Raw genomic sequence first — 11927 nt, forward strand, 5'->3', positions numbered from 1 at the left:
ATACGTCTGTAGCAACAGACTTAACACCAAGGTATTTTCGTTAGCTATGTTGGTTTAGCATGACCTTTAATACTCATTATTTGACATAAAATTAAGTAGTTAGTTAAAGGTTGTGATTTGATAAACAAATTATGCAAAAGGGTTAATTAGATGACAAATATCTTTAAATTTTCTACTGTAGTCGCTGCAATTTTTATAGCCCAAGGTTGTACTCAAGGCCCTGATATTGGCAAGATAGATGATTCATCAATGCGTTATTTAGGCTCGAGTAAAGTCGATATTTATACACTCGATTCATCGGCAATCGAGGATTGGGCTGAAGCTAAAGCAGACTTCAAACAAAGGATGGAAGAAGTCACGGGCACTAAGGATTTAAGTGATGCAAAAGCCTTCGTTGAAGCCGTTGACGATTTAATTGATGAAATGGATCTTGCTGATTTAGTCGATGACGTAAAGCCTTTTAACCTAGTAGAGGCTAAAGCAAAACTGAAAGCGACCTATCAAGCACAACTTGATAACGAATTAGCACAGCTAGCAGCGAGTAAAGCTGAAAAAGATTCATTTCTTCCCACTTACAATGAGTCTTTTGCTGCCTTTGAAAAGGGGAGATCTGATATTGAGTCATTTAAATCTCAAAGAGTAGCGTTAAATGATGCGTTTCAATTGGCAAAAACAGAAGCCATTAAAAGTCTGGCTGATGTAGGAGTTGACTCGACTGGAAACATAAGTAAAAGATTAGGTAATGACAGATTTTATAATACGTATTCGTATAATTTCACAGAGGCATTAAAAGATAAAACGTGTCGCGATTTAGATAGAAATGCAGGAAATAAACCAAATGCTATTTATTATTCAGATGCACGTATAACAGACGATAAATCAGAATTGGTTTGCACAAAAATTACATTCCCTTCTAGTTATGCGTCTGATAATGCACAAAACCAGAAACTTAAAGAACCTCAAATTAACGCAATTAAACTTGCCTTAAATAAAGCTCAATCGTATTTGCGAGACGGAAATCAGTTAATAAAACAATCCAACTCGTATTACCAAGACCATCCTCAGATAGCTGATTTACATAACAGATACCAACGTAATGACAGAAGAATGCTAGAAAGCCTTGAAACCAAAGTGAAATGGGCTCAAGACGCAGTGGATAGAGTGATAATTCCTAGTGATGAAAAAATAGCTAACGAAGTTGCTTTTGAACATATGCGTACTTTGAATTTGTATTCGGAGTTTCACTACAATAATATTCTTTTAAATCAGCTAGATTATGTGTCTACTGTTAGCGCGGATGGGCGATTTAAGCTTGATAATAGTGAAAAATTTAATTTATTAATTGCACGTCCAGAGAGAAAAATTAATCAAAAAGCCGCTTATAAAATAATTCGACTTGCTGAATTTGATGACAAAGCTTTAGTCACCATAGGGCTGAATGATATTTTGACATCAAAAGAATTCCAAACTATTACACTATAAACTTGACCGATGGAGCCTGAAAATAATTTACAGGCTCCAAAAAACTAAAACGGTAATACCCCTCATATAAATCATTTATAGGACTTTTTTAGTCAAATGAGTTTGGCCATGCCGCAACTGTAATTCTTCAAATACTGTCGAACATCGCTCACTTTGCAATGAAATCATTATCTAACTCAAAATTTGATAAAAACAATTGTGGTTTTTTTTAAAAACGACGTCTGTAGCAAACGGCACCTTTTCTAGGTATTTTTATCTGCTCGCATCGTCTGACATCGGCTTTTACACCCTCTAGATGATTTATATTTGAGTTCGCAAAGGAAAATTTATGCTGAAAAAATCTTTTATCGTTGCAGGTTTATCACTTTTACTCGCAGCTTGCGGGGGACATGGCTATGAAGGTCAATATGAATCAAGCATCGAGGCTACCGGATTAGGCAGCTTAAATAGCATGATGCCTAAAACAACAATGTACATCGGCACTGATTACATTGAATCAAATGGTCAAAAAATAGAAGTCGAAAAAATCTACGTCAAAGAACAAGGCGACAGAAAAATTTTAATCATGCAAACACAAGAAGGCGATCAGGCCTACATCATCGATAAAGACGGTTCATTACTGATTAAATCAGGTATTGCAACCATAAAATTTACTAAAGTTGATTAATGACACACTGACCATGAAGAAAGTTGAAAATAATATGAAAAAATATACATCGTTAATCAGTATCGCATTATTATCTGCAGGATTAACTGCATGTGGTGGCAGCGACAGCAATGAAAACACCGACGACTCAGTCAATACACCTAGCAAAGGCAACGGCTCTTCTTCTGAGCAAAGTGTCTATATGGCCCCAACAGGTGAACTTGCTCAAAAAATGCTGGCGATAACCCCATCGGTATCAGATAACAGCGTAGAATCTCAATGTTCGACAACAAGCAGTGTCTATGAAACGACAGACTTGTATGTAGGTTTCAGCTCAAGCGCCAAAAGTGATGGGAATGACGCTGATTTAATTTATGCAGCACAACTTACTCAAATAGCCTTAAATGAACTGATAACTGCGACGGGCTTAAATAAAAGTAATGACCTAAATTTAGATGGACAAAATAAGTGGGTAATTTGTCTCGATAACAATCAAACGGGTAATGGAACAGGCTCAATTGCCAGTATGACATTTAGCCCTATTGAACTTAACGCTAGCGGTTTTAAACTAGCAAAACACGAGCTATTCCATGTTGTTCAAACTGAATTACTTGGAAAAAATACAATATACCATCACTTACCTCGTTGGTTCCAAGAAGGCAGTGCGGAGTATTTTGCTTCAATGGATTCAAGTAATGTAAGCCGTTCATTATTAATGAACTTTACAAGCGATCTGGCAAGTAATCCCTCATTACAAGGGTTGCAATCAGCTTATGGCATTAACACCTATAACCACCAACAAGATATCTTAGAAGCCTATCCACAATACGATAATAAACTATACTCAATCTATAAAACCTCGGTTAACTACTTAGTAGACAAAGGGTTAACTGATCAAGCACTTATCTCACTCATTAGAAATTCGTATCAAGCAGGACAAGATCCTCAAACAATGCCACAGTTTCACAGTGAAATCGCAATGTTGCAAGCAACAGGCGCATTCACACTGCCTTCTGGCTATGACTACACAGACCTATTAACAACAGAAGGATACAGTGAACTAATCCTAAATGACTGGCTGAATACAGATCAATATTCAGCATCATTTACATCTGTTTCAGCGACAGTCACCATCGCCAGATTGTTTCTAATACCAACACTGGATCAAGAAAATGAGTATGAAGTTACGGTAAATACAGATCAGAGCGGCTATAGCTATGCCGTTGGCAGCATTCCAGATGGCGACTACCAAATTTACGCCATCGACACCGCTGATGAAAATGCTTATGGTCCAATGACACAATCCGTTGTTAATGGTGAATTAGGTGATATTGATTTCACCGGTGTTAACGTTTGTGAAACTTGTAATGACTGATCTTTATTCGTTAGTTAAATGAGTTCAATAAAAAACCAGACAGCTTGTCTGGTTTTTTATTGGTGGTTAAACGTATCTTAAATCACTATCACAACACCGTTTATGCAAACTCTCTAGACGGTTGAACAGACGGCTGCATGCGTTGCTTTAACCATGCTTTGGCAAACCGTAAATCATTTTCTACCGTTCTTAAAGACACTCCGAGTAACCTGGCAATTTCTTTGTTACTCTTTTGAGCAAAATAGCGTAAATCCAGTGCCTCTGCCTGCCTGGCATAGTGCTTAGAAAAGCCGTCCATTTCGAGGTACAAAATGATGCTATTAAAGTCGTCCTCCAAAGGTTGGCCTTTTTGATTAATCGCGATGGTTGATGACACTTTACTCATCCCCCTCGCCTTGCTCTTTACCGTCTTACGATAATGATCAATAAATAGGTTTCTTACCGTTGAATTTAAATAACTGTAAAACTCACGTAATGTTTCAACAGGTAAAGTTGACTCGGCGACCAACAACTTTTCATAGCAATCATGCGTTAAATCCGTAACAGACAAAGATAAAAATGCAGTATTTACATCCTCAGGCAGATTGTCATAATGAATATTGGCATACTCTTTTATTTTAATATAAGCCAATTCCATCAATACCTTCGTTGGCTCAGGCTCGCCATTTTGCCAAGCTTTAATTAAACACAACACTTCACTTTCTGTCATTAACAAGCTCCTTTGAATCTATATTAACTGCTGCGTTTCGCTAAACCCACAGACCGTTCAGAAACGGCAACGTCATCCACCAGCTGCTGGTATTGCTTATACCAATTACTATTACTCTGAATATTTCGGTTATCTAACAGTGTTTTAATCTGGGTAATGTTGCGCTTTGAAAACGCTATATCGTGATAATTAAGTGCGATTTTGGCTTCTTTTATCAATACATCAAGACGATTAGCAGAATTGCGACGCTCTTTTGCTCCCCATGTAAACTGAGGTAATGCTGCTAACGCAATGTTAGGGGGCACTTCTGTGCTTGCGCTTTCACTCAGTAAATAGGCAAGTTCAAGTTGTTTCTTATTGTAAAAATAAACATCTCGCTTTGCTGTTGTAGTAAGCACATCTTGCGATTGCAAATAATCAATACGCGTTAGTGCTAAGTCCTGGCTTGTGACTAAATTCAGTAAATAAGTATTGAATGCGGGTGTAAATAGCGCTGTGGTTCGCTCTGGGATATTGTCTTTGCCACTCACCAGCCCATCAACATCATTTAAAATTTGAGTCACAATCGCGGGCAAGTGTTCAGGGGCTTTCCCAATAATAGACAAATACTCATCTATAATTTTTGCTGCTAACGTCACCGATGCAATGTCCCGCTTATCAGTACCAAGGGTTAAATACACATTAAACAACCGATTAGCATATTGTTGATATTGTTCAAAATCCCCTATGTTGTATAACGTGAACAACAGCACCTCAAGCGAATTCAGATATAAACCGGGGTTAGTCGCCAAATATGTTTCCGCTAACGTGACACCGTTTACCGCCGCTTGATAACTTAATTGCGGCGCATCATAAGCATAAAAACCAGCAATCATGCGATAAAAGTGAATATTATTAGGATGTTGTTCACCGACAATTTTTTTGTGGTTATTCAGCGCCTGACTCATTACACGCTGTCCTTCTTCAAATCTGTCTAATTCTATGTACGCCCGGCCTAATACTAACTGCTTTTTTAACACTTCAATTTGGTTATTCAAACCAGTATAAATCTCGACCGATTGATTAAGGGCAACAGCGGCTTCTTCAATAAGAGGTTTATATTGTGAGTCAAAAATGAGTTCATCTGTTTGCTCAAAGTTAAACTCAATGCCAATGGGTATTTGATTCTCTAACGCACCACCGAGTGCGCCAAGCACATTACCCTTAAGCTCATCGGTTAATTCATCCCAATAATGGGCTTTGATATTTCTCAGTAAATTAATGTGTTGTAGCCCCATATCGCTGGGCATACTTTGATATAAATGGTATTTCTGGCCATTAAGGTAATTATGATAAAAAATGGCTTGCAATGGTGTATCTGGTAACCCCTCAACACCCGAAAATGTTAAATGATCAAGTAACACACTTGTATTAGGGTCAATCAAACTAAATTCATTTGAATAGTTGTACAATTGCACTAATTGTCCGCCTGCTTTAAAAGCCATATCAGCGTCGCTTAATAATGCAACGCTATTTATCACTTCTTGATACAGAGTTTTAGCTTGTGCAATATTACCAATAGACTCATAACTATCAGCCAGAGTCAGTTTGATTTTCGCAATAGAATCGGCATTAAGGACTTTATCGTCTTTAACGATTTTTTTAGCATTATCTAATAAATCTACCGCGAGTAACTCTTTACCATTCGATTTTTTTAAGTCTGCCATTTCCAATAGCTCAGATAACTTTTTCACCACCAAGTCAGACTGATTCTTAGCCACTTTAAGGTCTTCAAACTGTATGTACAAATTCACAGTTAGATAAGTTATCGCGGCAAAAAAACTCACCGCTGTCAATGTCGGGATAGGATATCGCTTAAAAACAAACTTTGTTAATTTAAACCCATAACTGCCCGAATACGCAGTTACATTTTGATGACTTAAATAGCGTTCAATATCATATTTAAGATCTAAAACAGAAAGATAACGTAACGAACTATCAAGGCTGGATGCTTTATCAGCAATCGCATGTAATTCCACTCTTTTGCTATATTCATCTGAGCAAAGCAGTAAGTCTTTTAAAATTAACCCAAGTGAGTAAATATCACTTGTTGTATTGGCAAGCTCGCCGAGTTTAACTTCTGGGCTGGCATAAATAGGGGTTAACGCCTTAACATACGTTTTGTATATCTGTTGGCTTGGTTCATCACTATTACAAAAGATACGCGCAATACCAAAATCCAATACCTTTATTTGATTGCGATTATCGACCAGAATGTTAGCGGGTTTAAGATCTGCATGAACAATTTGATTTTGGTGCGCATGATGAATGGCGTCACACAAGCTACAAAAAACGCTTAACTTATCTTTTAGTCGAACGCTGTTATCGGCCCATAACGTTGAAATTGGCTTACCATCAACGAGCTCCATCACAATGTAAGAATAACCTTCAGCGGAGATCCCCGCGTCAAAAACCTTACCAATATTAGGATGATTGAGCTTTGCCATAAAGCTGGCTTCACGAATTAAGGCTTCTTTACCTATAAATGACTCTAATTGATGATTAATAATTTTAACAGCCACTTTCTGTTCAAATTTCTCATCAATTCTATCGGCTAAATAAACGGCTCCCATGCCACCTTGGCCAATGAGTTTCACCAATTTAAATGCACCCACAAAACAGCCTGTTAACGCGGTCACATGGTTAGATAAACTGTCAAACTGGTCTGCCATTAATCTTGACCAATCATGTTCAGCAAGCTCGTTATCATTGGTAATAAGCACATTAATTTCATCAATTAATGCTTGTTCACCTTCACACTGCTGATGAATAAATGCACGTTGTTGTGTAGCAGGAAGTGATATTGCTTGAATAAAAATATCGTAAAGTGAAGTCACGTTCCCGCCTGTGAATGAGAGTTATATCCGTATAAAGATGCCTAAAATGCTCAACAACACGCAAATAATAAAAACATATAAATACCAAAGTTATGTTTTTACTCTTTCACAAGTCAACATGTCGTTATTAGTGCTGCACAGTTAACATTTATGCAGCAACATAAGGTAATTGACTGCTTGAGCAAGTGTATCGCAGAGTCATCACAAAGTATGACACGGTGTAATTTGTGACTATATCCTTAACCGTTTAAAAGTCCATAACAGACTGATTTGAATGCTTAAAATTTGAGCTAAAACGCTATAATATAAAAAAATGTTCAATTCCTATGTGGTTTTTTTTAAAAAATCCGTCTGTAGTCATTCTCTGTAAATTGGGTTATTTTTTTATAAGGGTGTTTGTGTAATTCATGCCCCCTTTACTGCTCATGGCGAGTAATTAATTGGGGACTAAACACTGAGGCTGAAAACAACGAAGTATTGTTGTTTTTACATTAGCTTTTATCACCACACATTTAATGTGTGGATGGATATTAATGGCGTTATTGAGATTCTGTGACATTAAAATGAAAAAACATTCTTATACATTATTAGCGGCATTAGTGTTATCTGCCTGTGGTGGCGGTGGCGACTCAGAAAAAGAAACCGATGCTCCATCAGATACAACACCATCTAAAACCTATGTATCTGGTAATACGATGCAATCTGGTAGTGATGGCTATATCGAATATCCAACAGAAGATGTAGGTCAGGGTTATTACTGTAATGGTAGTTCTGACAAGTATTTTGAAAGCGAATTTGTACGAGTTTATGCTAACAGCGCAGTTGGCAATAATAACTTAATGGCTGTTGCAACACTTGTTCAGAACAACATGTCTTTTTCCTATGGGAAAATGAACTTTACCACGGCATCCCTAAAAGAATTTATGCCGCAATACGCACCAACTATCGCAAATCGTTTTTTACAAACAAGCGAATACAATGATGAACTTGCGTATAACTATGTCTATACCGGCATTCATAAAGATGTTGATTGGAAGTCAATGACCGCTAGCGATGTTATCTATGGCATTCCAGATCATTATCAGTCTCTTGACACTCAGGGCGCTATTGACACGGCTTTAATTCTAACCGAAAAGTTTAGCGAACTATCAGGAGCGGAAGTTGAAAAGCGCAGCGACAAAGTTATTGTCTGTCTTGCTGGACACATGAACAAAAGTCGTTTTGCTGAAGGGACATTTCACGGACTAAACTTCGCTGAGCCAGAAGCGGATAGTCGTGTATTAGAATCAGTTTACACCAAGCACGAGCTTATTCACCATGTTCAAATGCAACACTATCGAGTCACTGATGGTTCTGTTGTTGGCATATACAACCTTCCGAGCTGGCTTGTAGAAGGTCAAGCAGTGTATCTTTCAGGCCAATCGATAGCTAAACGAAGCGAAGTGTCAAATACATCAATTGATGATATGAACAACGCATCAGATAAAAATGCATACTATGAAGAATATGGTTTGGCCTATAGTTATCTTCACCTAAATAATGATGTTAGCACCATAAACAAGCTATATTCAAATACAGCAAGCGGCATCACTAGCTTTGAGTCAGCGTTTGATGCGCTTAATCTAAAAAATCATTACGGGCAAGTAATGACTTACAGTTCATTTAAATCAAATTATCAAACATGGGTAGCCGACTGGAAATAAGCTAAATCAACTTAATCAGCAGCCTTTACATAGGTTGCTGATATTTTACGTTATGACACATAAAGGCGTACACTTTCAATTTAATAAAATATTAATACTTATATTAAATTGAAACTTAACATTTCGCATTAAATGCAACAGCAATAGATAACACGCATATTAAAAGAGCTTAGCGCGCCTGTTAAAAATAAAAAATAATTCAACACCACAGAATTACTTTATTAATTTTTTCTCAACCAACTTGTTACCTTATTAAATTATCGCATTAAAATTAACAATTAGCTTATAACACAATAATCAACTTTACACTTCGTAATATTAATCGAGATTATATAATGAAAAAGAACATCGCTCTGTTTATTTATACTGCGGTTATAACCGTTTTTCTTTCTGCTTGTGGTGGGGGCAGTGACAGCGATGAAAATGATAGCTCCTCGGTAACACCAACGCCACCAGTAACCACACAGCCATCTCAACCAATGACAGTTAGCACGTCTTTGATTAGCACCTCAGTAGATGAGCTAGGCTCAGTTTCTGGCTCATTCTCAGCAAGCAATGTTAATGGCACACTGTCGGCAACAAGTAGCTATTCAGGCAAAGGAAAAGTCAAAATTGATGTTAGTGGTAATTCAGTTAATGTGACCTTTACTGCCCCTGAAATGAACAACGATCTCATTGAGCAGTTTGTCGTTACCGCTAAAGACAGCAAAACTTCACATACCGTTACGTTCACGGCCAATGTTAAAAACACATCAGCCGTCAGTAAGGTTTCGTTTTTAACCGCCTACGCATCATCAGTGAGCCAAAAATCATTATTTGCTGACATGACGAATATTTACCGCTTTTACAGTAGTGCTGCGGTGTATGTTGGCGAAACAACAGCATCCGATGCAGATGATTATCAAGATGCCTTTAGTGACGCGCAAACAGTGGCATACAGCACCTTAGCCAAAAACAGTTCTTACTCTTCAGCAGCAATCACCAAAATGCTTGCAGACTACAAGGCTGGCGCACTGAGTGAGACCGATATTGATTCGACTATAAGCGGCTTGCAAACCTACATTCTTTCAATCAACACCACTTTGGCGACAAAAATCAGTGATATTGCAGCGCTTTCAGACAAGCTACCGGTGTTTACTCCTGGTGAGTTAAGTATGACCTTGACTGGCATGTCATCTTTAATTGGTAATCCATCCATGGGCTCATATGTGAACAGCCAGTGGGTTTTTAATAGCGAATTTGCGTTAATCGGCAAAATCATTTCATCAACTTGTGCCGCAGAATAACGCTGTATTACCGGAGAATATCATGAAAAAATTAACTACCTTATCAATGGCAATACTCGCGTCTTTCGTAGCAACAGCAGCAATGTCTGCGCCAAAAGAAACGCAGATTACTGAACGTTACTTTACGCCACAGCTTGCGCCCCAGCCTACTGGTAAGCAGTCTGTGTCATCTGATGGCTCATTGCCTAACGATGCTGAGTTTCAGCGCCTACAGTATTCTTATATGCACTCTTCATTAACAGAGGCAACTGTCGGCAATCAATTTATTGGCTCGTGGCTAAAATCACAAACCAAGCAGACAAAAAAAATCCGTGTTGGACTTATTGATGCGGGATTTGCTCCGCATCCTGATATCAACTACGCGAGTGAAAGTGCAGACTTTTTTGAGCGTGACAGTGATGCATACAGTGAAAAGTTAATGCGCGAGATGTCATTGTGCGTCCCTCATGGAACGTATGTCGCTTCAATCATTGCAGCAAAAAGCAATAATGGAGTGGGAATCTTTGGTGCTGGCAATAACGTTGAAGTCGTCCCTGCTCGAGTGGCTGCCTGTAGTGAAGGAAGCGCCTTCGACTTAAATGACGGCATAGCTTGGCTGGCAGGGAAAAGTTTTGCTGATGAAGGTATCGCTGATATTAGTCATCCAGTTGATGTAATTAATATTAGTCGCGCCGGTTATTCTGACTGCCCTATTGAGGTTCAGGAATCAATTGATTATGCCATATCAAAAGGTATTACAGTTGTTGCTGGCGCAGGAAATGGCAGCGTCGAAACCGCACTTGCATTTCCGGCAAACTGCAAGGGTGTAATTGCTGTTTCTGCTACTGACATAAATGACAACCAGGCAAGCTTTACTAATTATGGATCTTTCAATGACATTACTGCTCGCGGAGATGACTTGGCCGTGTATGGATTAGATGACCCATCTCTGCCCAACAAGGCATACGTCGGTGATGGTACATCATTCTCAACTCCTCTTGTCTCAGCAGCGATTGCCAACGTGCTTAGTGTTACTGACGGGCTAACACCAGCAGAAGTGAAATACCTTCTTTTATCAACATCTACTGAGTTTAGTGACACCACAACGTGTACTGTTGATAGCTGTGGTGAAGGTCATCTTAACAACGACAAACTTGTTGAAGCGGGTGAGCTTTATCAGGCGGGTAATTTAAGCTACATCAAGCAGGCACTTCCTTATGGTAATGCATGTGATAAACAGCTACTAATTGAAACATTTGGCGAGTCACTTCCTTTATGCGGAATGCTTGAATTAACACTGAATGCGCTTGGTACGGAAAGAGATCATGTAACCTATAACGTCTATCGTGCACCAAAAGGCACCGCTATTGATGTGAATGACAGTGCCACTGAGTTATTCATCAGTGACACGAAAAAGACAACACAGCTAGTACCTGATTTCGATATCGAATCATTCGACTATGGATTTACAGTGTGCTTCTCAGATGATTGTTCTGATGATGTTATTCACATCACAACATACGAAGAAAAAGACGCTAGCTGCGATTAACAATGTTGTAAGTTAGATAATTTAGCTATGTATTAAGGCCAGGGCGAGATCGTGAATGTTTTTTGAACAATTTAACGCACTATTTGACGTTAACATCTCGCTATGATCTTATACTCCCTTTTTTCGGGAGCACACCATGCATATTGACCACTTCAAAGAGAATTTCCAAACAATAACAGACCAGCGTCAAGGGGGTAAAGTGACCTATTGCCTTTTTGAGGTACTGTTTGGTTCGCTATGTGCCGTTATCGCAGGCGCTAAAGGCTGGTTTGATATTCGCGAATACATTCTTGGGCATCATGATTGGTTTAAAAACAACAAC

At 38.5% G+C, this 11927-nt stretch carries 9 protein-coding genes; 7 read left to right on the forward strand and 2 right to left on the reverse strand.

Features of this window, described 5'->3' with window-relative positions; genetic code table 11:
- Positions 1-150 precede the first annotated feature (150 nt).
- The 3 genes from ACROAE_RS11575 to ACROAE_RS11585 all read left to right on the forward strand — a co-directional run bounded on the left by ACROAE_RS11575 (position 151) and on the right by ACROAE_RS11585 (position 3503).
- Positions 151-1482 (forward strand): hypothetical protein, encoded by a 1332-nt coding sequence (locus tag ACROAE_RS11575; RefSeq protein WP_432401849.1) that lies wholly within the window; start codon positions 151-153, stop codon positions 1480-1482.
- Positions 1483-1810: 328 nt separating this feature from the next.
- On the forward strand, positions 1811-2149 hold the full coding sequence (locus ACROAE_RS11580; protein ID WP_432401851.1) for a hypothetical protein: 339 nt from the start codon (positions 1811-1813) through the stop codon (positions 2147-2149).
- A gap of 34 nt (positions 2150-2183) precedes the next feature.
- A complete protein-coding gene (locus tag ACROAE_RS11585) occupies positions 2184-3503 on the forward strand; it encodes a hypothetical protein (RefSeq protein WP_432401853.1) in 1320 nt (439 codons plus the stop codon).
- Positions 3504-3603: 100 nt separating this feature from the next.
- Here the strand turns inward: ACROAE_RS11585 and ACROAE_RS11590 are convergent, their stop codons facing one another.
- Positions 3604-4212: a sigma-70 family RNA polymerase sigma factor gene (locus ACROAE_RS11590; RefSeq protein WP_432401855.1), complete on the reverse strand. Its 609-nt coding sequence runs from the start codon at positions 4210-4212 to the stop codon at positions 3604-3606.
- Positions 4213-4235: 23 nt separating this feature from the next.
- Positions 4236-7088, reverse strand: a complete 2853-nt coding sequence (locus ACROAE_RS11595) for a protein kinase domain-containing protein (protein WP_432401857.1) — start codon at positions 7086-7088, stop codon at positions 4236-4238.
- A gap of 563 nt (positions 7089-7651) precedes the next feature.
- On the opposite strand from ACROAE_RS11595, the gene ACROAE_RS11600 reads away from it, so the two are divergent.
- The 4 genes from ACROAE_RS11600 to ACROAE_RS11615 all read left to right on the forward strand — a co-directional run.
- A complete protein-coding gene (locus ACROAE_RS11600) occupies positions 7652-8791 on the forward strand; it encodes a hypothetical protein (RefSeq protein WP_432401859.1) in 1140 nt (379 codons plus the stop codon).
- Positions 8792-9126: 335 nt separating this feature from the next.
- Positions 9127-10077 carry a hypothetical protein gene (locus ACROAE_RS11605; RefSeq protein ID WP_432401861.1) on the forward strand — a complete coding sequence of 317 codons (951 nt, stop codon included), beginning with the start codon at positions 9127-9129 and terminating at the stop codon, positions 10075-10077.
- Positions 10078-10099: 22 nt separating this feature from the next.
- Positions 10100-11605 carry a S8 family serine peptidase gene (locus ACROAE_RS11610; protein WP_432401863.1) on the forward strand — a complete coding sequence of 502 codons (1506 nt, stop codon included), beginning with the start codon at positions 10100-10102 and terminating at the stop codon, positions 11603-11605.
- Positions 11606-11741: 136 nt separating this feature from the next.
- Positions 11742-11927, forward strand: a 186-nt coding sequence (locus tag ACROAE_RS11615) for a transposase family protein (RefSeq protein WP_432401865.1), incomplete at its 3' end; no start/stop codon positions are given.

The organism is Shewanella sp. MF05960, from assembly GCF_050849305.1.
Taxonomy (GTDB): Bacteria; Pseudomonadota; Gammaproteobacteria; order Enterobacterales; family Shewanellaceae; genus Shewanella.